Annotated in this window: 21 protein-coding genes and 1 pseudogene; 13 read left to right on the top strand and 9 right to left on the bottom strand. The window is 70.7% G+C overall.

The window, feature by feature from the left end; all coding sequences use genetic code 11:
* Positions 1-667 precede the first annotated feature (667 nt).
* Positions 668-1,762, top strand: coding sequence for a helix-hairpin-helix domain-containing protein (locus tag ACZ45T_RS31975; RefSeq protein WP_468447490.1), 1,095 nt, complete (start codon positions 668-670; stop codon positions 1,760-1,762).
* A 212-nt stretch (positions 1,763-1,974) separates the two neighbouring features.
* Here ACZ45T_RS31975 and ACZ45T_RS31970 read toward each other — a convergent pair whose 3' ends face one another.
* From ACZ45T_RS31970 to ACZ45T_RS31960, 3 genes are all read right to left on the bottom strand, one after another.
* Positions 1,975-2,499 (bottom strand): hypothetical protein, encoded by a 525-nt coding sequence (locus ACZ45T_RS31970; protein WP_468447488.1) that lies wholly within the window; start codon positions 2,497-2,499, stop codon positions 1,975-1,977.
* A gap of 136 nt (positions 2,500-2,635) precedes the next feature.
* Entirely contained in the window at positions 2,636-3,337 is a 702-nt protein-coding gene (locus ACZ45T_RS31965; protein WP_468447486.1) for a 2-phosphosulfolactate phosphatase, read from the bottom strand.
* Positions 3,338-3,644: 307 nt separating this feature from the next.
* Positions 3,645-3,914, bottom strand: a complete 270-nt coding sequence (locus ACZ45T_RS31960) for a hypothetical protein (protein ID WP_468447484.1) — start codon at positions 3,912-3,914, stop codon at positions 3,645-3,647.
* A gap of 281 nt (positions 3,915-4,195) precedes the next feature.
* Between ACZ45T_RS31960 and ACZ45T_RS31955 the strand changes: the two genes are divergently transcribed.
* Entirely contained in the window at positions 4,196-5,710 is a 1,515-nt protein-coding gene (locus tag ACZ45T_RS31955; protein WP_468447482.1) for a glutamate synthase subunit beta, read from the top strand.
* A 306-nt stretch (positions 5,711-6,016) separates the two neighbouring features.
* On the opposite strand, the gene gap is transcribed toward ACZ45T_RS31955, so the two are convergent.
* Both gap and ACZ45T_RS31945 read right to left on the bottom strand, forming a co-directional pair.
* Positions 6,017-7,015: a type I glyceraldehyde-3-phosphate dehydrogenase gene (gap, locus tag ACZ45T_RS31950; protein WP_468447480.1), complete on the bottom strand. Its 999-nt coding sequence runs from the start codon at positions 7,013-7,015 to the stop codon at positions 6,017-6,019.
* A gap of 114 nt (positions 7,016-7,129) precedes the next feature.
* Positions 7,130-8,086, bottom strand: coding sequence for a GlxA family transcriptional regulator (locus ACZ45T_RS31945; RefSeq protein WP_468447478.1), 957 nt, complete (start codon positions 8,084-8,086; stop codon positions 7,130-7,132).
* Positions 8,087-8,151: 65 nt separating this feature from the next.
* Here ACZ45T_RS31945 and ACZ45T_RS31940 point away from each other — a divergent pair, with 65 nt between their 5' ends.
* Together ACZ45T_RS31940 and ACZ45T_RS31935 are read left to right on the top strand one after the other, a co-directional pair.
* Positions 8,152-8,889: a hypothetical protein gene (locus ACZ45T_RS31940; protein ID WP_468447476.1), complete on the top strand. Its 738-nt coding sequence runs from the start codon at positions 8,152-8,154 to the stop codon at positions 8,887-8,889.
* Between the two features lie 21 nt (positions 8,890-8,910).
* Complete coding sequence (locus ACZ45T_RS31935; RefSeq protein WP_468447474.1) at positions 8,911-9,660, top strand: N-acetyltransferase; 750 nt, start codon at positions 8,911-8,913, stop codon at positions 9,658-9,660.
* A 25-nt stretch (positions 9,661-9,685) separates the two neighbouring features.
* On the opposite strand, the gene ACZ45T_RS31930 is transcribed toward ACZ45T_RS31935, so the two are convergent.
* On the bottom strand, positions 9,686-10,228 hold the full coding sequence (locus tag ACZ45T_RS31930; protein WP_468447472.1) for a GNAT family N-acetyltransferase: 543 nt from the start codon (positions 10,226-10,228) through the stop codon (positions 9,686-9,688).
* A gap of 624 nt (positions 10,229-10,852) precedes the next feature.
* On the opposite strand from ACZ45T_RS31930, the gene ACZ45T_RS31925 reads away from it, so the two are divergent.
* Entirely contained in the window at positions 10,853-11,458 is a 606-nt protein-coding gene (locus tag ACZ45T_RS31925) for a cadmium resistance transporter (RefSeq protein WP_468447470.1), read from the top strand.
* A gap of 155 nt (positions 11,459-11,613) precedes the next feature.
* On the opposite strand, the gene ACZ45T_RS31920 is transcribed toward ACZ45T_RS31925, so the two are convergent.
* A complete protein-coding gene (locus ACZ45T_RS31920; RefSeq protein ID WP_468447468.1) occupies positions 11,614-12,078 on the bottom strand; it encodes an Lrp/AsnC family transcriptional regulator in 465 nt (154 codons plus the stop codon).
* 111 nt (positions 12,079-12,189) lie between these two features.
* Here ACZ45T_RS31920 and ACZ45T_RS31915 point away from each other — a divergent pair, with 111 nt between their 5' ends.
* Complete coding sequence (locus ACZ45T_RS31915) at positions 12,190-12,807, top strand: LysE family translocator (RefSeq protein WP_468447466.1); 618 nt, start codon at positions 12,190-12,192, stop codon at positions 12,805-12,807.
* 84 nt (positions 12,808-12,891) lie between these two features.
* Here the strand turns inward: ACZ45T_RS31915 and ACZ45T_RS31910 are convergent, their stop codons facing one another.
* Together ACZ45T_RS31910 and ACZ45T_RS31905 are read right to left on the bottom strand one after the other, a co-directional pair.
* Complete coding sequence (locus tag ACZ45T_RS31910; protein WP_468447464.1) at positions 12,892-14,244, bottom strand: erythromycin esterase family protein; 1,353 nt, start codon at positions 14,242-14,244, stop codon at positions 12,892-12,894.
* 443 nt (positions 14,245-14,687) lie between these two features.
* Complete coding sequence (locus ACZ45T_RS31905; protein ID WP_468447462.1) at positions 14,688-15,110, bottom strand: MerR family transcriptional regulator; 423 nt, start codon at positions 15,108-15,110, stop codon at positions 14,688-14,690.
* A gap of 55 nt (positions 15,111-15,165) precedes the next feature.
* Here ACZ45T_RS31905 and ACZ45T_RS31900 point away from each other — a divergent pair, with 55 nt between their 5' ends.
* The 7 genes and pseudogenes from ACZ45T_RS31900 (at position 15,166) to ACZ45T_RS31870 (ending at position 21,813) form a co-directional block, all read left to right on the top strand.
* Complete coding sequence (locus ACZ45T_RS31900) at positions 15,166-16,140, top strand: oxidoreductase (RefSeq protein ID WP_468447460.1); 975 nt, start codon at positions 15,166-15,168, stop codon at positions 16,138-16,140.
* Between the two features lie 609 nt (positions 16,141-16,749).
* Positions 16,750-19,182 carry a bifunctional serine/threonine-protein kinase/ABC transporter substrate-binding protein gene (locus ACZ45T_RS31895; protein WP_468447458.1) on the top strand — a complete coding sequence of 811 codons (2,433 nt, stop codon included), beginning with the start codon at positions 16,750-16,752 and terminating at the stop codon, positions 19,180-19,182.
* An 84-nt stretch (positions 19,183-19,266) separates the two neighbouring features.
* Positions 19,267-19,374: pseudogene (locus tag ACZ45T_RS31890) on the top strand (IS5 family transposase); the annotation flags it as partial.
* A gap of 67 nt (positions 19,375-19,441) precedes the next feature.
* Complete coding sequence (locus ACZ45T_RS31885) at positions 19,442-20,212, top strand: hypothetical protein (RefSeq protein ID WP_468447456.1); 771 nt, start codon at positions 19,442-19,444, stop codon at positions 20,210-20,212.
* A gap of 259 nt (positions 20,213-20,471) precedes the next feature.
* Positions 20,472-20,966 (top strand): GNAT family N-acetyltransferase, encoded by a 495-nt coding sequence (locus ACZ45T_RS31880; RefSeq protein ID WP_468447454.1) that lies wholly within the window; start codon positions 20,472-20,474, stop codon positions 20,964-20,966.
* An 89-nt stretch (positions 20,967-21,055) separates the two neighbouring features.
* Entirely contained in the window at positions 21,056-21,280 is a 225-nt protein-coding gene (locus tag ACZ45T_RS31875) for a transposase family protein (RefSeq protein ID WP_468447452.1), read from the top strand.
* A 377-nt stretch (positions 21,281-21,657) separates the two neighbouring features.
* Positions 21,658-21,813: a hypothetical protein gene (locus ACZ45T_RS31870; protein WP_468447450.1), complete on the top strand. Its 156-nt coding sequence runs from the start codon at positions 21,658-21,660 to the stop codon at positions 21,811-21,813.
* The last annotated feature ends 1 nt before the right edge of the window (position 21,814 follow it).

Raw genomic sequence — 21,814 nt, 5'->3', positions numbered from 1 at the left:
ACCACCCCGACCAGCGTCAGCACGCCACTCGCGGCCCACGGGTACGCCCTCAGCAGATCCAGCGGCCCCGGCCACTTCTCAGCGGATGACGCCCGGTTCGCCGCGAGCCCGAGCAGTGTCGCCACTGCAGCGCCGGTCACCGCCAGGGCCCCAGCCCCCGCACCCCGCGCCGTCATAGCTGCCAAGTACCCCCACCTCCGTACGCCCCACGCGATCGACACCTTGCCCCTCGCCTGACGCACGCCGCGCCTGATGAGTTCCCGTCGGTCGCTCCCTTTCTGCGGCTCCGCTCAAACACGGCCTCCGAGCCGTGGCGGGATTCTGCCTCGCCCAGGTGCGCGACCGCGGTCCGCGTTGGGCGAAGGCGCTTCGAGACCCAGGGTGGGCAGCCGTGGCGCATGGTCCGCGCTGGCGCGAGATCCAGGTGCTGCGGCGCGGTTTGGTGCTCTGCTGTGGTGGGTGGGGGAGAGTCGCGCTCACCGTGAGGACCGCCCCACGTGATGGCACGCCGCTGGACGGTGGATTTTCGAGCCGTTCTCGCAGGCGTCGCGCGGGAGCCAGATGGTGCCTGGCTTTCCTCGTCGCCGGGCATTGTCAGTCCCTTAGGAGAGGATCACTCTCATGACGATCCTTCACGCCGATGAGGCGCTGTTCAGCCTGTCCAGCCGTGCCGCCTAAGCTCCCGGCTGTCGAGCGGCAGACCGTGCTGAAGGACGTGGTCTGGGACGTGGGCCGTACCGGCGTACTGGCCCCGACGGCCATCCTCGAACCGGTGGACATCGACGGATCCACGGCCACCCGGGCCACCCTCCACAACCCTGCAGACATCCGTCGCCGTGACCTCCACCTCGGGGACACCGTGACGGTCTACAAGGCGGGCGACATCATCCCCCGCGTCCAGGCCGCTGTCGTCGGCCGCCGCCCGGACGACGCGCGGGAGGTGCCGCTGCCCACGGCATGCCCCAACTGCGGTGGAGAGATCAACAAGGACCAGGAGCGGTGGCGCTGCGCGAAGGGAACCGGGTGCGCGCTGCCCGCGCTGATCGAGTACGCCGCCGGACGCGACATGCTCGACATCGACGGCCTGGGCAGGACGTACGTCAAGGCGCTGATCGAGTCCGGTGACGTCACCGACGTCGCCGACCTGTTCACCCTCACCGAGGACCAGCTCAGCGCCGCCTCCGGCAGTGCCAAGCGCGGAGCGAAGCTGGCCGAGCAGATCGCGGCCGCCAAGTCCCGCCCCCTCAGCCGGGTCTTCTGTGCCCTGGGCGTGCTCGGTACCGGGCGACGCATGTCCCACCGCATCGCCGCCCACTTCGGCACGATGGATGCCATCTTGCAGGCCGACGCCTGCCAGATGCAGGAAGTCGACGGCATCGGCGGGGAGAAGGCGCCGGTCATCGTCGAACAGCTCGTCTCCCTGGCCCCGGTCATCGACAAGCTGGCCGCAGCGGGGGTCAACATGAAGGAGCCGCAGCAGCTCCAGGCGGCCGGTGAGGGCCCGCTGGCGGGCACGACCGTCGTCGTCACCGGCAAGATGAGCGGCCCGCTGGAGAGCATGGGGCGCTCGGAGATGAACGCGCTGATCGAGAAGGCCGGCGGCAGGGCGGGCAGCAGCGTCAATTCCAAGACCACCTACCTGGTCTGCGCCCCGTCCTCGAACGGGAAGCCGAGCTCCAAGGCCGTCAAGGCCTCGGAACTGGGAGTCACGGTCCTCACCCCTGAAACCTTCGCCGAACTCGTCACCGACCACCTCGGCTGACCGTCGCACAGTAGGGGGACGCACAGGTGAACCGCCGTCAGGGTGCCGACGCCCTCTAGCGATCGGCACCCACCGGGGTGACAAGCAAGACCATGGACGCGCTCTGCACGACGTACATCGAGCAAGAACTCCGACTGCCATGCCCACCACCCCGCACGGGGACATCCCCGGCACTGTGCGCCACTGCCGGACTCGACGACGTCGGGTCCCGTTCAGTGCGAGGTGGCGGGCCCGGCGACGGGGGCGACGCGGTTGAGGTATTCGTCGTACTCGCAGCCGGCGTCGGGATCGCCGCCGGTCGGACACATCACGGGATCATCCACGTCGCCGAAGAGGAAGACGGGAACCACGCAGGTGGTACCGGAGAATGTGAGACGCAGGTGGGCCCCGCGATCCACAGGCTCGCCGTCCGAGCCCGAAGCGAAGGCCCAACTCCCGGAGGACAGGCGGGAAGGATCGCCGCAGGACTCTGCCGCCGACAGCCGGGCGACCTCCTCGCCAGTGAAACTCCCGTTCTCACGGAAGGTCAAGGCCGTGCCCTCCCGGCTCCGCCACTGCCCCGCCAGCTCGTCGGCCGAGAGCCTTACCGCGTGGTACGCCGCAGAATTGCAGGCAACCGTCACCGCGCCGACAGCCACCACCAGCACGGCGCGCCACCCACCCATGCGTCCCACAGCAACCCCTCTCCCCGCCCCAGGCCCCGTAGATACGGACACAGCATATTTGAGCATGTTCAAGTATGAGACTCGTGGGCACCCCCGGGATCCCAGCTGTGCGGACCGTCAGCCGCCCCGTCGTCGTTCCCAGAATCCGCCGACAACCGTTCCTGCTTGGGGCCTACGCAGCCGGCGTGCAGGTGTGTGGACTCGCCTATCAGATCGAGGCGTCGCCGGCCGGCAAAGGCACGGCGCACGGACGCAGGGCCATGAGCGAGTCTTCCAAGGCCGCCACCATGGCAAAGGGAAACCGGTCGAGCTCAAGGCAGAGCGCAACGTCATCAGGATGGACTCCTTGACGCACACCCTCCGCCAGCTCGGCGGCGGCGCGCGACTCGGCAGCGCGGCGAAGGAACCCGGCAGCATCGGTCCCAGCCTCGGTGGCTCTCCCGGCGATGTATTGAGCGCACGCCAGATCTTCATCGGCCTGTCCGTCGTCGCCAGTGACCACGAACGTGACACCGTCGCTCTTGCGTGTCCGCAAAAGCCGAGCCGTTGCCTCCGCCACTACGAAGCCGGCGCACAGCACCAGCGACGCATCCTTGACCGCAAGGGCGCCGACGGTCCCTGCCGTGGTCTTCTGCACAACGGTCCGTCCGCGAAGGTCAACAGACCGCAGCATGCCCGGCGAGTTGACCATGTCGAACCCAGGCGCGGGCGGCCCGTCTTTGAGTGCCGCCCAATCCGGGTGGCGAGCCTTGAGCGCCAGAGCGTCGTCCAGCGACTCGGCAAGAACGATCTTCTCTGCCCCCTGGGCAAAGGCCCAGGCGGCCACGGTGAAAGCACGCATGACGTCGACCACGACCGCCACGGACGGGGCCTCGGCCAGCTCGGCGATGCCAACGAAACGAGTATCCATTCCGATCATGATCGCGCAGGCACGACCCGAAGCAGCCGGAGAGTGATCCACGGCACATCGGCGATCCCGAAATGCAACACCTCCGGCTGCCTGCGTCGAAAAGGTGGTCCGCAACAACACGCTTGCTGGCAGGGCGAGTTGCATGCCTGGCAGAGCCCGGAGGCCGGACATCGCAAGCGGGCCCCGTGGCCGCGGCCACGGCGCCCGCACCGCAGGGCGCGCTGGGGGGAGCGGGGAAGCCCCGGCCCCTCCTCACCCGTCTGCTGGGTCGCTGCCGCTGCCGCTGCCGCTGCCGCTGAGCCGGCCCTCAGGACATCTCGTCACGGATCACGTTGCGGTGCTCCTCGTAGACGAGCCGCGCGTCGTCGTTGGGGAGCGCCGGGGTCGTGAGGCCGCAGGCACAGGTCACCACCGTGAGGTCGGAAGACAGAGCGCGCAGCGTGTGCCCTTCGGGACTGGTCCGGGCCGCCCCCGCCGGCTTCTCGTATCGGAGCTTGTGCGGATACTGGGGTGTGCGGACAGCAGCAGAGGTGATGCCGGCGCTGGTGTCGTCGAGGGTGAAGCGGTGCTCGCTCATGGGTTCAGTGTCGTCTGCCGGACGCGGCTAACCTGCGCCCGCGCGGCAGAACGCGACGCGAGCATCACCGGCCTGGCCGCGATCCGGCGGTGAACCCTTACCCCGGCCGGCGCGTCCACCGCCGAGCTCCGGCCTGCCGTGCCCGTACGGTCACCTGATTTTCCTCGAGCGAGGCGCCGTCACGAAGGCGGCGTAACCTGGTTGAACCGCCCCAGAAGGTGCGCACGAGAAGCATGGTGTGCGCCGTACACTCCGCCGCGAACGATTCAGGGAGGCGGCGCGTGACCGATCCGTTCGGCTTCCTAAGGATTCCCCGCGAGGCCGCCCCGGCCCGTCCCGTCGAGGAAAGGCTCGGCGACTGGCGCGAGGTCCACGCGGGCCAGGTGCTGCTGCCGCTCGTCTCCCGGCAGGCCGACCGCTGCATGGACTGCGGCATTCCCTTCTGCCACACCGGCTGTCCCCTGGGAAACCTCATACCTGAGTGGAATGCGTACGCTGCCCGCGGAGACTGGCGCGCGGCGTACGAGCGGCTGCACGCGACCAACAACTTCCCGGAGGTCACGGGCCGGCTTTGCCCGGCTCCCTGTGAGGACGCCTGTGTCCTCACGATCAACGCGGACCCGGTGACCATCAAGAACGTCGAGCAGGCGATCGCGGACGAGGGCCTGCGACGCGGCTACATGGCGCCGAGGCCGCCGGAGAGGCGCAGCGGCAAGACGGTGGCTGTCATCGGCTCCGGTCCGGCCGGGCTGGCCGCGGCGCAGCAGCTGACCCGGGCCGGGCACTCGGTCACGGTCCACGAGCGGGCCGACCGGATCGGGGGACTGCTGCGCTACGGCATCCCCGAGTTCAAGATGGAGAAGGCGCACCTGGACCGCCGGATCGAGCAGATGCGGGCCGAGGGCACCGTGTTCGTCACGGGTACGGACGTCGGCGGCGCGGCCGGCGCCGGAGCGGCCGAGCTGCGGAGCCGGTGCGACGCCGTCGTTGTCGCGATCGGGGCCGGCGAGCGCCGGGAACTGCCGGTCCCCGGCCAGGCGCTGCACGGCATCCACCAGGCCATGGATTATCTGACCTGGGCCAACCGGGTACGGGAGGGCGACTGCGCCGTGTCGCCCGTCACCGCCGAGGGCAGACGCGTGGTCGTCGTGGGCGGCGGCGACACCGGCTCCGACTGCCTCGGGACGGCCCTCAGACAGGGCGCGGTCTCCGTGATCCAGCTCGACATCAATCCTGAGCCCGGCGCGGGCCGGACCGACGCCGAGCCGTGGCCGGTGTACCCGAGGACGTACCGGATCTCCCACGCCCACGAGGAGGCCCGCGGGCGCGAGGGCCGCGACCCCCGGCTGTTCTCCTGCGCCACCCTGCGCTTCGAGGGGGACGCCTCGGGCAGGGTACGGGCGCTGCACCTGACCGCCGTCGAGCCGGTGGGCCGCAACCCCCTGGACGGCACCGAGCGCGTCATACCGACCGGCCTGGTCCTGCTGGCCCTCGGCTTCTCGGGCCCCGAGCGGGCCAGCGGCCTGCGCGAGCAGCTGGGGCTGGAGCTCGACGAACGCGGCAACTTCGCGCGGGACGCCGACTTCGCGGCGGGCGGCGGCCGGCCGCCGGGAGTGTTCGTCGCGGGCGACGCGGGCCGGGGCCAGTCGCTGGTGGTGTGGGCCATCGCCGAGGGCCGGGCGGCGGCCGCCGCAGTGGACCGATACCTGACGGGCTCCACGTGCCTCCCGGCTCCGGTCGCCGCTCATGACCGGCCGATGACGGCCTTGGGGCGCATGCGCTACGGGGACCTCTAGTGCCGCGGGACTGCGGTGACCTCTGCGGTCGGGCCTCTGGCGACGTCGAGGCACTCGTACGCGGCGCGGGGCCGCCACCGGACATGGTGGCGGCCCCGTTCCGCGGCAAACCGTCGTGTCGGCGTCACCCGCCGGGGACGGTCGTGCCGGCGGGGCCGCAGGGCGCGGCGACACAGCCCTGGGCCCCAGGTACGGCTCTTGGGCTGTCCTATGGGGACGCCGAGTCAGAGCCGTCCTCGCGGCCGTTCTCCTCGGCGAAGAGGGGCCGCCCCGGCCGACCGGAGCCCCAGCGGCCCGTGCCGGCGCTCAGCGGGTGGCGAGGAGGGTGAGGGTGTCGATCACGCGGTTCGAGAAGCCCCACTCGTTGTCGTACCAGGCGACCACCTTGACGTGGCGGCCGTCGACCCGGGTGAGCTCCGAGTCGAAGATCGACGAGGCGGGGTTGCCCGTGATGTCGGACGACACGAGCGGGTCGTCCGAGTACTCGAGCACGCCGGCCAGCGGCCCCTGGGCCGCGGCGCGGTAGGCCTCCAGGACCTCGTCGCGCGTCACGTCGCGGGCGACGGTCGTGTTCAGCTCGACGATCGAGCCCACCGGCACCGGCACGCGGATCGAATCGCCCGAGAGCTTGCCCTCGAGGTTCGGCAGCACCAGGCCGATCGCCTTGGCGGCGCCCGTCGTGGTCGGCACGATGTTGACGGCGGCGGCGCGGGCCCGGCGGGCGTCGCGGTGCGGGCCGTCCTGCAGGTTCTGCTCCTGCGTGTAGGCGTGCACCGTCGTCATGAAGCCGTGCTCGATCCCGGCGAGGTCGTCGAGTACCGCGGCCAGCGGCGCGAGCGCGTTGGTCGTGCACGAGGCGTTCGAGACGATCGTGTGCAAGTCGGGGTCGTAGGCGTCGGAGTTGACGCCGAACGCGAGCGTGACGTCGGCGCCGTCGGACGGTGCGCTGACGAGCACCTTCCTCGCACCCGCCTTGACGTGGGCACGGGCGGCCTCGGCCGAGGTGAATCGGCCGGTGGCCTCCAGCACGATGTCGACGCCGAGCTCGGCCCACGGCAGCTGCTCCGGCTCCCGCTCGGCGAGCACCGTGATGCGGCGGCCGTCGACGACGAGGGCGTTTCCGTCGACGGTCACCGGCCGGCCGAGCCGGCCGGAGGTGGTGTCGTAGGCGAGCAGCCGCGCGAGGGTGGCGGGCTCCGTGAGGTCGTTGACGGCGACGACCTCGAGGTCGCTGTCGCGTTCGAGGAGCGCACGCAGCACGTTGCGTCCGATGCGGCCGAATCCGTTGATGGCGATGCGAGTCATGAGCGATGTCCCTTTCGTTCGCCATCAGGTTCGCGCCCGGCGCCTGCCCGCGACAGCGGCGTGATCGCCACGGTTCAAAAGGATCTCGCCACAGGGTGGCCGACCGACGGCGGGCTACTCGCCACGGGTGAAGGTGCGCCGGTACTCGGTCGGGGTGGTCCCGAGGATGCGCTGGAAGTGCGAGCGCAGGTTTGCGCCCGTGCCGAGACCGACGTCGGCGGCGATCTGCTCGATGCCGCGCTGCGAGCGTTCGAGGAGCTCGCGGGCCACGTCGATCCGGGCGCGCATGACCCACTGCATCGGCGTGTACCCCGTGTCCTCGGCGAAGCGGCGCGAGAACGTGCGGGGCGAGACACCGGCGTGCCGGGCGAGCGCCTCCAGGGTGAGGGGCTCGCCGAGCCGGTGCAGCGCCCACTCGCGGGTGGCGGCGAACCGCTCGCCGAGCGGCTCGGGCACGCTGCGCGGCACGTACTGCGCCTGGCCGCCGCTGCGGTAGGGGGCGGCGACCAGGCGCCGGGCCGCGTGGTTGGCGGCGGCCACGCCGAGGTCGGCCCGCAGGATGTGCAGGCACAGGTCGATGCCGGAGGCGGCGCCGGCCGACGTGAGGACGCTCCCCTCGTCGACGAAGAGGACGTTCTCGTCGAGCCGGACGAGGGGATGCCTGGCCGCGAGGGCCCGCGCGTAGTGCCAGTGGGTCGTGGCGCGTTTGCCGTCGAGCAGGCCCGTGGCGGCGAGCGCGAACGCGCCCGTAGAGATGGCGGCGAGCCGCGCGCCCCGGTCGTGGGCGGCGATCAGCGCGTCGAGGACGGCCTGCGGCGGGTCTTCGCGGTCCGGAAAGCGGTAGCCGGGGACGAAGACGATGTCGGCCCACGCGAGGGCATCAAGCCCGTGGGTCACGTGGTACGACAGGCCGTCGCCGCCGGTCACGAGGCCGGGCGCCGCGCCGCACACCCGCACCTCGTAGGGCATGCTCGCCCGAGTCGTGAAGACCTGCGCGGGGATGCCGACGTCGAGCGGCTTCGCACCTTCGAGAACGAGGACGGCGACGCGGTGGAGGCGGGAGGCTGGCACGGGGATGAGAGTACGCGGGGCCGAGCCTCAGGCAGGGGGAGGGGAAGGCTCCGTGCGCGGGCGGTGTGGTGCTGGCCTTCCGGGCTGCATGGCCGGGGCACGGCAGGTACGGCGCCGCGCGCACCCTCGTCCTCGACGGCTTCACCGATCCGACGGCCGATGAGTCCAGGGGCGCGGCCCTCCTCGTCCCCTTCGAGGACCGGGCCGTGACGATACGGGCGTGGGCGTACGGGGATCAGTGGGTCGGCACGGGTACCGCGCGGGACGCGGAGGGGGCCGAGCGGCCGGTGCTGGTGGTCGCTCCCAGGGAGGTACGAGAAATCTCGGCGGTCGCTCCGGGCGAGGACGTCGACTGGATGGAGCGGCTCATACGGATCACCGGCTGGACACAGCCTGCCCAGCGGCCGGACGTGGACTGGGCGGAGGTGGAGTCTCGCCTGGGCGCCGCGCTGCCGAGCGACTACAAGCGCATGGTCGAGACGTTCGGCGAGGGCGCCTTTGACGGATTCCTGGACCTGAACCAGGAGCCGTGGACGCATCTCAGGGAGGACGGCCTGCTCATCTGGGCGGCCACTGAGCACGAGAACCTGTACTGCTGGAGGGCCGACGGCGACGACCCCGACCGTTGGCCCGTCGTGGTCCGGTCCTTCGACGGCGAGGACGTCCACTTCGACTGCCAGGTCGCGGAGTTCGTCTGCAGCATCCTCATGGACCCGCACCACCCGTTCACGATGGCCCGCTACTTCGACACGCACTGGTTCATGAGCTACGCAGGAGAGTCCAAAGCGGTTGAGGCCGGATGAGGGGCGGTCTAGCCTGCCCGCATGAGCGGCATTGTGATCACGACCTTGGCCGAGCGTACCGAACTGGCCGGTCGACTCTGGGACATGGCGGACTCGTGGCCCGAGTTCGCCCAGCACGACGCGCTGGCCTGGCTGCTGTACCCGCGGATGGTCGCCGAGTTCCCGGAGTACGTCCTGATCGCCACCGACGGCGACGCGGTGGTCGCCCGGGGCTTCAGCCTGCCGTTCGCGCAGCACGCTCCGGGACGTGACGGGGTGCTGCCCGCCCAGGGCTGGGACCGGATCCTGATGTGGGCCTTCTCCGATCAGCGGCGCGGGATCCGGCCCGACACGGTGAGCGCTATCGAGATCAGCGTGGCCACCGACCGGCAGGGCGAGGGCCTGTCCGGCCGGATGCTCGCCGCGATGCGGGAGAACGCCCGCGCCCGCGGCTTCGCCGAGGTGGTGGCCCCCGTCCGGCCCAGCGCAAAGCCCGCCGAGCCGGACACCTCGATCCACGAGTACGCGTACCGGACCCGTGAGGACGGCCTTCCGCACGACCCGTGGCTGCGCGTCCACGTCCGCGCGGGCGGAGTCGTCGACTCCGTGGCCCCGCTGTCGATGACGGTCAACGGCTCGCTCGACCAGTGGCGCGAGTGGACCGGCCTCCCCTTCGACGAGCCGGGCCCGGTCCACGTCCCCGGCGCCCTCTCCCCGGTCCACTGCGTACCGGAGCAGGGTTACGCGGTCTACGTCGAACCGAACGTCTGGGTCCGGCACCCGCTGACGTAGCGCGCGACCGGAGCTGAGGGGCCGGTCAGAGCGGGTCCAGGATCATGAGGACCTCGTCGCGGTCGTCGTCTGCGGCGAGCCGCAGTGCACGGGGCCAGCGGCCGATCTCCTTCCAGCCGAGCCGTCCGTAGAAGCCTTCCAGTCCGACGCCGGCCCGTGCGGCGAGGCGAAGTTGCTCCAGCCCCATCTCGTCACGCGTGATCCTGCGGACCTCGTTCATGAGGACGACGCCGAATCCGCGGCCACGGACCGTGGGACGGGTCTGTACGTGGTGGAGCGTCCCCCAGTGGGCGATCAATTCGAAGGGGTCGCGTCTGACGTTGAGCCAGCCGACCAGCTCGCCCTCAAAGGTCGCCGTCAGGAGGCGGTTGGTGTCGGGCGCGAGTGCCTGGACGATTCGGTCGACAGCCGGTGCCGCCTGTATGGCGTCGATCGGAGGGAACGGGAAGCCGGCCGCTCCTCCGGCGTTGGTGACCTCGATCCAGCAGTCGGTGAGGGCGCGCCTCAGCTGGGGGGTGACGTCTTCGGGGGAGGTGAACTGCGCAACGGCAGGATGGCTGTTGGTCACCGGGGGATCCTCGCATGCGGGTCTGACACCGGGATGCGGCCGGATGCCGCCGCCTGGTTCGCCGCCGGCCGCGGGGCCGTCGCCGAGTTCGGCGCGGCCGGCGACCGGACCACCGAGGTCCAGACGCTGTTCCGCCTCGTCACCAGCCTGCTGGAATCCAGGCAGAAGAACCTGGCCCTCCCGGTACTCCGGCAGTACTTCGCCACCTGCCGGCAGACCGGAGACCGCCCTCGTGAGCTCAGGCACTTCTGCTGCTGGGGGCCACGCTCGTCGATGTCGGCCAGTACGAGGAGGCCATCGGCGTCACCCAACAGGCGGCCGACCTCTACCGGGCGCTCGGCGACCCCGGGGGCGCGGAACTGACGTTGAGCCACCGGCAGATCGCCCTGCGGGCGTTGGGCAGGAGCGATGAGTAGGGTTGTTGACGGCGGTCCAGGGCCGCGGGATGACTCATGGCCCGTTCGAACTCGTGATATCCGACTGCGCCAGGGCCCGCATCGCAAAGACCCCGGAGAACGGAACCGGATCCTCTTGCCCCCTGCCGCCGTCCGCGCTGCCGGCACGATCACCAGTGCGTTCAGACCCATCTGCGCTTACGCGACGCAGTTTCCCAGGGGTGCGGTCGTGAACTTCGGCATCGTCGGCCAGGCAGCCGGCCTGTTCGCCGTCACGAACATCGGCGACATCGTGGTCCTGGCCCTGTTCTTCGCCCAGGGCGCCGGGCACAAGGGATCGACGCGCAGGATCGCCACGGGCCAGTACCTCGGCTTCGCCGCCATCCTGGCCGTCGCGGTGGCGGCCGCGTTCGGCGCCACGTTCCTGCCCGAGTCCGCCATCCCCTACCTCGGCCTCCTGCCGCTCGTACTCGGCATCAAGGCCGCCGTACAGGCGTACCGGCACCGCCACGACCCGGACGAGGAGAAGGAGGCTCACGACGGCGGCCCCAAGATCCTCGAGGTCGCCGCCGTCACCTTCGCCAACGGCGGCGACAACATCGGCGTCTACGTCCCCGTCTTCGCCACCGCAGGCGTTGGCGGCATGAGCGTCTACGCCGTGGTGTTCCTGATCCTGCTCGCCGGGTGGATCGCCGCCGGCCGGTACTTCGCCACCCGCCCCGTCATCGCCAAGGCCCTCGCCCGCTGGGGCCACATCCTGCTGCCCGTCGTCCTGATCGGCATCGGCCTGCTCATCCTCATCGAGGGCGGCGCCTTCGGACTGGGCCGTGGATGAGGACGAACCGCGCCGGAGCGTGAGCATCGCCTACTGCGGCGAGGGTGGATGCACGGGTGTCCTGACCCTCGTCGTGCAGGCGGGCAGCCTTCGAGCCCATCGACTGTCCCCGGAGGAGTGGCCCGTCGGCAGCGTCGGGGACCCTGAGATCCTGCTCAATGATCACTGGCCTCGGGCAGAGGCCGGTCGTTGATGACGTTCTTCATGACGAGGGTGAAGCTCAGGCGCTGGACGCCGGGCAGCCGTGCCAGTTGCTGGTCGTAGAGCTGCTGGAACGCGGCGAGATCGGTGGTGGCGACGCGCAGGAGGTAGTCGGGTTCTCCGAACAGTCGCTGGGCCTGGATGACGTGCGGCACCGCACTGACGGCATCTTCGAATTGGGTGACGGTGTCGGGGCCCTCCCAGCGCAGGGTGGCGAAGACGAGGGCCTCGAAGTTCAGGCCGACGGCGGCAGGGTCGACGACAGCGCGGTAGCCGCGGATCGCGCCCTCGCGTTCGAGGTCGCGGAGCCGGCGGTGGCAGGGCGAGACGCTGAGCTGTACGCGGGCGGCGAGCTCGGTGACCGTGAGGCGGCCGTCCATTTGCAGCTCGGTAAGAATCTTCCGGTCCAAGGCATCCATGGAGAAGATTCTCCCCCTATAGGCGCGATCATGGGGTAAATACGGGAACACTCTCGGGCATATCGGACCTAGCCTTCCTCACGTAACGCTGAACGTGAGAGGGATCGATTCATGGACACGACCACGCTGGCGGCCTTCCTGGCGGTCGATCTTCTGCTGGTGTTCACCCCGGGCGCCGACTGGGCGTACGCGATCTCGGCGGGTCTGTGGGACCGCTCGGTCGTCCCCGCGGTCGCGGGGCTGATAGCCGGGTACGCGGGCTACACGCTGCTCGCGGTCGCGGGCCTGGTCGTGATCGTGGCGAGCTCCCCGGCCGTGCTGACCGTGCTGACCGTCGCCGGGGCCGGGTACCTGATGTGGCTGGGCTGGGGAGTCCTGCGAAGCCCCGCCGTACTGGGCGCGTCCACGGAACCCATGGCGTCCTCGCGCGGGCAGATCATGCTCAAGGGCGCCGGTATCAGCGGCTTGAACCCCAAGGCACTGCTCCTGTACTTCTCCCTGTTTCCCCAGTTCATCGACACCGCCGGTGGCTGGCCCGTCGCCGCGCAGACCGGGCTGCTCGGCACGCTCCACATGGCGGCCTGCGCCCTGGTCTACCTCGCCGTCGGCGTGCTGGCGCGCACCGTGCTGAAGACCCGGCCTTCGGCGGCCCGGGCGGTCACCCGTGTCTCCGGTGCCATGATGATCGTCATCGGCGGCTTCCTGCTCGTTGAACGCCTGGCCGGCTGAGCCCCGCCACCCCGGCTGAGCACCGTGAAGCCAGTCGAACGAGCGACCGCCTCGGCTGCTGTGCCGGGCGCCTGGCGCTGGTGGTCAGAGTTTGGTGGCTTCGTGGACCTGGTGAAGATGGATGAGGATGTCGTAGGCCTGGCTGATCGCGAGGGTGGGGAGCGGGTCCTGCTTGAAGGACGACCCGGCCTCGTAGACGGGGCGGGGGACGTTCAGCCACGCGCGGCCCGCGGCCGGCAGCGTGCGCAGGTCGAGGTAGTAGTCGCGGTGGCGGACCCGGTCGAGGGTGTACTCCTGCATGTCGGGGGTGGCTGCGGGGACGGTGACCTTGTCCCAGGCCCCGCCGAAGGTGGCCGCGGTGAGGAACGACCCCCGGTTGAAGGTGAAGCCGATGGAGGCATAGCCCTGGCCCAGGGTGTTGCGCAGGAAGGTGCCTTGTGTCGTCGGGTACATCACCGGGTCGGTGGGCAAGTAGCCCACGTGGCCGTTGTGCGCCGACAGCAGGATCTTGTCGCCGGTGCGGCGGTGCCACCAGGCGGTGTTGTCGGCCATGACCCGGTCGCGGAGGTGCTCCGCGGCGGACACCGACTCCGGATCGGACAGGTCGAGGGAGGCGAAGGCGAACGTCTGGGCGATGTTGCGGGCGTGTTGTTCGGCCCATTCGTAGGCATCACCGCCGGCGCCCCTGTTCGCGGTGACCAGGGCGAGTGCCTGCTGGGCGGTGGTGGCGTTGTGGCGTCGCTCGGCGAGGGGTTTGCGCAGATAGGCGAAGACGTCGTCGAGAGGGCGCAGGCCCGCATACAGCCCTTCGAGGCGCTCGAGATCCTGCGGGTGGCTCGCCCGGACGTGCGCGGTCACCCGGTCGAAGACGGCGTCGCCGAGCTTGGGCGCTCCGACGTCGTTGCCCATGAAGTGGACCTTCCGGCCGGGGTTCCGGTCGTTGTACCGACGCATCCAGGAGATGAGGCTGAAGAACTCCTCGCGCTCCCAGGGCGATCCGGTCAAGGTCTCCTTGGCGATCTGCCGGGCGTCGCCGGCGCCGCCCTGGAGGTACTCGTCGATCCGCAGGCCGGCCGTCCAGCTCATCTCCAGGGCGAAGGTGGTGAAGCCCTGCTCCTCGACGAGGTGGCGGAATACGCGTTCCTTCATGGCGAAGAACTCGTGCGAGCCGTGGGTGGCCTCTCCCAGTCCCACCACCTTGGCATCGCCGATCATGGCTCCCAGCGCCCGCAGGTCGGTGGTGCGGCCGCCGGGTTCCGTCGACCGCAGCGGGTGGGCGGCACGCTCCAGCGCGCGGAGCGCGTCGGCCTGCCGGCCGTTCGCCGCCGTGCTGGTGGGCGCGGCGGAGGCTGCCGGGGCCAGCAGGGCGGTGGCCACGAGCCCGGCCGTTGCGGCGAGCAGTCTCCGTCGGCCGATGGCCTGCTTGTTCGCGGTCATGTTGGTCGCTCCTTGGGGCGGTGTTCCACTGGGACGAAACGATCATGACCTGGGGTGGCGGCTGGTCGCGCTGGGGCCCTCCTCCGACCTGACCGGGGGGAAATCCCCAGTTCAACAGGGTGGCTGGCCACCGGGAGTCGTCCGGGGGTGGGGAGGGGGGCCCGTGACGGCAACGACACCCGCCTCTACAGCAAGGTGACGGCCCGGGCATGGGACCAGCTGCCCCCCGAGGCGGACGCGCCGGACGAGCCCGGCTCCAGCATGTGGCCGGCCGTTTCGCCTGGGAGTGGGACGGAATCGAGGAAGTCGGGAATCTGCTCCACCCATGGGTCGGGCAGGCAGTTGTTGACGGTGCTGGCAAGGAGACTCTCGAACCAGCGGGGTCCATGGTTCCTCGCGCCGATGACGGCACGTCCCATCAGACGCGGCCGTCCGTGCTTGCCTCAGACCGTCGGGTCCCAGAGTCCGCCGGCCTCGCCGCGGGCGAGGTGCTCGGCGTAGACGCCGACCTTCCAGGCGATGAGGGAACGGCACTCCTCCAGCGCCTGGATCTGCGCGTCGACGCGCTGTCGATGGGTGTCGAGGAGCTGCAGGCGTTCCGTCTCGTTGCCCGGGCCGTGCCGTACCAGCTCGGCGAACCGCTTGAGGTCGATGAGCGGCATACCGGATTCACGCAGCTTGACGCAGATCAGCAGCCAGTCCACATCGAAAGCGGTATACCGCCGTCGGCCGCCCGTGGTCCGCTGGACCGGTCCGACCAGCAGGCCCTCGCGCTCGTAGAAGCGCAGTGCATGCACGCTGAGTCCGGTCCGCTCGGCCACCTCGCCGATGCTCAGTGGCTCCACATGGGTCTCGGGAGTCGCCATGCCTCCCAGCCTACGACTTGATCTAGACCTCGCTCTAGATCGTAGCGTCGTCGGCATGACTACCACTCATCAGCAGCCGCTTGGCTCGCCCTTCTCTGCCACCAGCACCGTCGAGGACGTCATGGCCGACCTCGACCTTTCCGGCGTGACCGCCGTCGTCACCGGGGGTTACTCCGGACTCGGTCTGGAAACCACCCGGGGCCTGGCGGCCGCCGGCGCCCAGGTCATCATTCCGGCACGTCGACCCGCCATCGCCCGCGCCGCACTCGCGGATGTGGCGCACTGCAACGTCATCCCCATGGACCTGGCAGACCTCGGCAGTGTGCGCGCCGCCGCCGCGCAGATCAGCGACTCCGTCAACAAGCTCGACCTCCTCATGGCCGTCGCCGGCGTCATGGCCACCCCGGAGCGGCGTGTGGGACCCGGTTGGGAAGGCCAGCTCGCCGCCAACCACTTCGGGCACTTCACACTCGCCTGCGAGCTCTACCCGCTCCTGGCCGCCGCCGCCGACGGTGCGCGCGTCGTCGTGAACAGCTCTGCCGGACACATCCTGACCGGCATTCGCTGGCACGACCCGCACTTCCGCACCGGCTACGACAAGTGGCTGGCCTACGGCCAGGCCAAGACCGCAAACGCCCTGTTCGCCGTGGAACTCGACGCCCGCGGGCGCAACGACGGCGTCCGGTCGTTCGCTCTCCACCCCGGCAAGATCATCACGGGTCTCCAGCGAGAGATGACGCTTCAGGAGCAGATCGAGCGCGGCTGGGTGGACGAGCACCGCAATGTGATCGGCGCCGGCTTCAAGACCCCCTCCCAGGGCGCCGCCACCGGCCTGTGGGCCGCCACGTCCCCGCTCCTCGACGGTTGCGGCGGCCTCTACCTGGAGGACTGCGACGTCACGCACGTCTCTGCCCCCGACTCGCCCATGGACGACGGCGGCGTCCGCGAGTACGCCATCAACCCCGGAGCGGCCGCACGGCTATGGGACCTGTCCGTCACGGCGACAGGCGCCACCCCGATCAACCGATGAGCCTGCGCTCTCCATGCGCCGAACTGTGCGCGCCGCCTCGGCGCCTGGCGCGGTACGAGCAATATTCGCCCTCGTGACGGCGGAGCCGGACCAGCTCACCCGGCGGTCCGCTGTCGCCGGAGAGGACCGTCGCGCGTGAGTACTTCTACGGATGGCCAGCCGCCACCGCGATCAGCATGATGGTTCCGTGACTGAACACGAGGGTAGTCCCCAGTTCCCTGTGCGACCCGCCCGCGACCGTCGGGCCGTAGAAAAAGTGATGAAGGCGGTCCTCATCGTGGCCGCCGTAGCGGGTGCGCTCCTGCTGCTCTACATGGCCTTGTTCATCGGCATCTTCGTCATGGCCGGTTGACCGTGGTGCCGCTTCTTCCGTACCCGTCTTGGCATGCCAACCGGGCCACCTTCGATGAGCCCTGACGAATCCGCGCGCCGTTGCAGCATCGCGGGTACGACGGCCCGGGGGAGGAGTGCGTGTGCAGGCGGCACGCGTGTGGCCTTGGGGAACATCGGTACGTCCCCCTGCCGGGCACACCGTGCCCTCGTCACCGTGGGCGTGATCAAGCCATCCTTTCGTCACCTGATCGGCTCAGCAAGACCTAGAGTGTGCGCGTGACCGAGCAGAATCCCGAACTCATCGCCGGCCGGTACCAGCTGGTCGAACGCATCGGCCAGGGCGGTATGGGCCGGGTCTGGCGCGGCCTCGACCAGCAGCTCTTCGGGCGCGAGGTCGCCGTCAAGGAGATCCTCTTCCCGCCGGGCATGGACGACGGCGATCGCGCCACGCTCCTCCGGCGGTTCACCGGCGAGGCCCGCGCAGCTGTCACTCTCAGCCACCCCGGGATCATCACCATCCATGACGTCGTGGAGCACCACGGTGCCCCGGTCATCGTCATGGAGTTGATCCGGGGGCAGTCCCTGGCCGCCGCCATCCGCAGCCGGGGCCGCCTGCCCGTGCAGCGGGTGGCCGAGATCGGCGCCGCCATGCTCGACGCGCTGGCCGAGGCGCACGGGGCGCGGATCGTCCACCGCGACATCAAGCCGGACAACGTGCTTCTGACCAAGGACCGCGTCGTCCTCACCGACTTCGGCATCGCCCACCTCGCGGACGCCACGACCAAGCTGAGCCACAGCGGGATCGTCATCGGTACGCCGCAGTACATGCCGCCGGAGCAGTTGGAGGGCAAGCGCCCGACCCCCGCCAACGACCTGTGGGCGCTCGGCGCCACCCTTTACCACGCCGTCGAGGGGCACCCGCCGTTCGATGCGGAGGGGCTCCACGCCCTCGCCGTGGCCGTGTTCACCCGCCCGCACCGGCCGCCGGTCCACGCCGGCCCGCTGGCGTCCGTGCTGGACGCGCTCCTCACCAAGGACCCGGCGCAGCGCGTGGGCGCCGCAGAAGCGGCCGAGATGCTGGCGTCGGTGCTGCGGTCCTCCCCGCCCCGGGCCGACGCGTCCGCCGGGCACGGGGCGGGGCACGAGCCCGCGCCCGAACCCGACCCCACTCCCACACCCACGCCCGATCCGAGGGCGACCCCCGTACCGGCACCGGACGCGGCGGCGGAGCGCGCTTCCGCTCCGACGGCGCCGGAGCAGGCACCATCGACGACGCCGTCACCGCGGACCCCCACGGTCCTGGACTCCGGGTCCGCCGCGGGCACCCCGGGGTGCCCCGTACCGGACCGGCCGACCCGCCCGCCCGTGCCCGTACCCCCGGCCGAGGACGCGGTCACGCTCGGGGCGACGGCCAAGATGGAGCACGGCGAGCGGGTGTCCGCCCGGCGGCGGGCCCTCACCCGGCGCTCCGCTGTCCTGGGCGCGGCGCTGGCCACGCTCGTCACGGGCTCCGTCCTGACCTGGACGCTTACCCGTGACGATGACGCACCCCGCGGCGGCGGGGCGGCCGGCAGCGGCTCGGGGGCTTCCTCCGTCACGGTGGTGATCGGGGTGGACGCGCCGCTCAGCGGAGGGCTGTCCTCGATGGGCGTCGGTATCAGGAACTCTGCCGACCTGGCGGCCAGGACCGCCAACGAAACCCGACACGTCCCCGGCGTGAAGTTCGAGATCAAGGCCCTGGACGACGGGGCCGACCCCGCCAAGGGCGGGCCCAACGCCGCTCGGTTCGTGTCCGACGAGAAGGTGCTGGGGGTCGTCGGACCCCTCAACTCCGCTGTCGCCCGGACCCTGGTGGCACCACTCGCGCGGGCGGACGTGGTCAACGTGTCACCAGGCAACACCGACCCCGCGCTGACGCTGGGCCCCGACTGGGCCGCGGGCACCAAGTCCCGTCCGTACTCCACCTACTTCCGCACCGTCGCCACGGACGCCGACCAGGGGCCGTTCGCCGCCCGGTACCTGCACGGCGAGGCGAAGAAGACCAAGCTCTACGTGATCGACGACGCGAGCGCCCACGGCACCGCCCTCACCCGCGGTTTCACGGCCGAGTTCACGAAGCTGGGCGGGACGATCGTCGGTACCGAGCAGGTCGATCCCGCGGAACGCGCCTTCGCCGGCCTCGCCGAGAGGGCGCGGTCCTCGGGCGCCGACGCCGTCTACTTCGGCGGCTACTACGACACCGCAGCGGCGCTCTCCCAGCAGCTCAAGCAGGCGGGGGTGAACGTCCCCCTGATGGGCGGCGACGGCATCTTCGACCAGCAGTACCTCACGGCGAACCCGAAGGCCGAGGGCGACCTCGCGACCAACATCGGCGTACCCGCCGAGGAGTCGGCGGCAGGGCAGGACTTCCTCGCCCGGTACGGGAAGGCGGGGTACCCGGAGGCGGCCGGCTGGTACGGCCCCTACGCGTACGACGCGACCTGGACCCTCATCGAGGCGGTGAAGGCCGTCGTGACGGCCAACGGCGGCACCCTCCCCGACAACGCCCGGGCGAAACTGCCGCAGGCCGTGGCGCGGCTGGCCTTCGACGGTGTCACGGGCCGCGTCGCCTTCGACGGGGCCGGCGACACGGTCAACCGCCGGCTGACGGTGTACGCGGTGAACGGCGGCAGCTGGGCGACCGTGACGAGCGGATCCGCCACCCGCTGACGCCCGCCGGGGCGACGCGGCTCGGAAGCGGTTCGGCCCAGGGTCTGTTGCGGCGGTGGATCTTGCGATCATCATGGTGTGGAACTACGGGTCCAGGCCGACGCGAAGGGTCTGATCGGCTGGGACGTGAGCGTGGATTCGACTGTCTGCCGTGCCCACCAGCACGCCGCCGACGCGCGTAAAAGTGGATCTTTCTCCACGGGGATTGCCACAGACTCAACACCCGTTTTGCTCTTCCCGCCGAGGTCCGAGGAGATCCATGGTCGACACCGTCAACTCACTGGCCGCCCGTGTCCACGAACTGCTGGTGGCGCTCCTGACCAATGGTGACGCGGCGGTGGGCACCGAGGGCCTCCACGACGTCGTCGGGCGCGCCACGGCGCTCGGCCCCGACGGCACGTGGCTCGTCGCCGTCGGCCACTCGAGCCTCTTCGGCCTGGCCGTCGCACGCGGACAGGCGGACCAGGCCATCTTCCACCTTGACGCCGCGGTGAAAGCCGGCTTCAACGACTGCGTGGCGCTCCACATCGCCCCCATACGTCCGTTGCACGACGATCCCCGCTTCCGAGCCCTGTATGAGCGGATGCGCATCACCCCGGCCGACCTCGACGAGTTCTTCTGGCTGCACCAGGAGATGCAGATCATGTCGAGGGAAGCCCAGCAAGCGAGCATCGACAACATCGGCCGCCTCGACACCGGGGTGTCACTGCTCCCGCAGGCCCCCCTGCCGACCCGCGAACCGAACACCATCGGCGTCCTGATCACCCGCATCGATCTCGCCGCGACCCAGACCGCACTCCAACAGGCCGCCGTCAAAGCGGAATTCCAGCGCAGCTCCGGCAATACCAGCCTCAGCCTCGTCGACGACTCGTGGGACTACTCCCGCGCCAGGCGCGACGCCTGGCACGCCGAGGAGCTGGAATCCCGCCGCCTGCAGGCCGCCGCGGCCCGGGCTTTCGTCGAACGCCCCGGCGTCGGCACCATGCTCATCCCCTGCCCGCCGCTGGGCTCGATCACCTACCCGGGCTGAGGAGGGCCTCACCGGCGCGGTGGCCGGTGAGGCCGCTTCGGCCGGCTTCCGTCCGCCATTTCGCGCGGCCGCGCCCTTGCGCACGCCGGCGATCGGGCGGAGCTGGGAGGCGGTCACCCACGTGCTGTACTCAGCCGGTCCGGTGCCGCCCCCGCATTGGTGAGGGGGGTCGGTGTCCCTGTATGCCTGCTCACGGCAGGTCGGCTGAGATACTCCGGCCATGGATGCTGGGGCGATAGGGAGCCGGGCACGGTCGGACATGGTGCTGCCCGCGCGGATGGAGTCGGCGCACGGCTCGGGGTGGGTGCTGCGTTCTGCGCAGGCAGCGGACGTCGAGATGATCGCGGAGCTGCGGGCCGTGGTCATGCGTGGAGATTTGGAGCGGCTCGGGCGCTACGACGAGCACCGAGTGCGGCAGCGGCTGCGGGATTCCTTCTCTACACAGCACACGTCCATCATCATGATCGACCGCGAACTGGCAGGATGCGTCACGATCCGGCCTGCCCACGGCGGGCAGCTGCTGGAGCATTTCTACCTTGCTCGGCACCATCAGGGCCGAGGGCTCGGATCAACTGTGTTGCGCACGCTGCTGGAGCACACCGATGCGCGGGGCATGACCGTCCGTTTGAATGTTTTGCAGGGCAGTGCCGCCCAGCGGCTCTACGAGCGCCACGGATTCGTCGTGGAAGTCCAGGACCCGATCGACGTCTTCATGGTGCGCGCGCCGGGCGCGGGCACCGTTCCGAAAGCCTGACTGGCGATAGTGCAGCGGGGTGGTCGCGCGGGGCCGTAACGGGGGAGCTGCCGCATGGGTTGGGCGGACTGTGAGATCAGCCTGGGCCCGTGCGGCCCTTGTTCCATCCTGCCTTCTGTGGCTCGTCCCGGACCCATCTCGCCGATTTCCTCGTGGAGTCGGCCGTCCCGTGGACCGCGCGGTGCGAGGCGAGTCCGGGCTGCGTCGACCGGGTTCTGCTAACCCTCGTTCATCTGCTGTGCCAGCTCCCGCACGCGGCGCTCGCCGAGTTGTACGGCGTGGAACGCTCCACCGTCGCCAGGGCGATCAGCTAGATCCGCCCACTGCTGGCCGCGCGCGGGTTTACCGACGCAGGTCGGCCCGGGATTCGTCTGCGGACACTGGCGGACGTATTCGCCTACGCCGAGGCCGAAGGCGTCACCCTGTGAACCGTGGTGACGCCGTGCGCCGCGCGGCACAGCTCCGCCATGTCCCCGGCCCGGCCCGGCCCGGGGCGCGGCGTGCTGGGTGCGGCGCCGCCTCGTGCGGTGGCCCGGGGCGGCGGGACCGGCCTTGGACCGTCCGGACGGCGGGGCGCCGGGCCGGCCTGCCGACCGTCGCCGGATGCATCGCGGCCCGGGGGCGCGACCGGGTGCGCGCTCCAGCTCTGGAGCAGCGCCAGCCGGGGCTGGAAGGGCGTTGGGAAGGCGGGATGGCGGCAGCGCCACCGCCCCGGGATCGTGCCGCGCGGGCTGGGGCGCGGATCGCGGCCCTGCTCGCCGAGAACACAGCCCTGAGGGAACTGATCAACAACCACTCAGCCGTCATCGTCCCGCTCGCCCGAGCCCAGGTGTCGGCGTACACGTGAA

The sequence above is a fragment of the Streptomyces sp. NPDC030995 genome (genome assembly GCF_055571215.1).
Note: the sequence above shows the minus strand (reverse complement) of the source record. Positions and strands in the feature narration are given on the sequence as shown.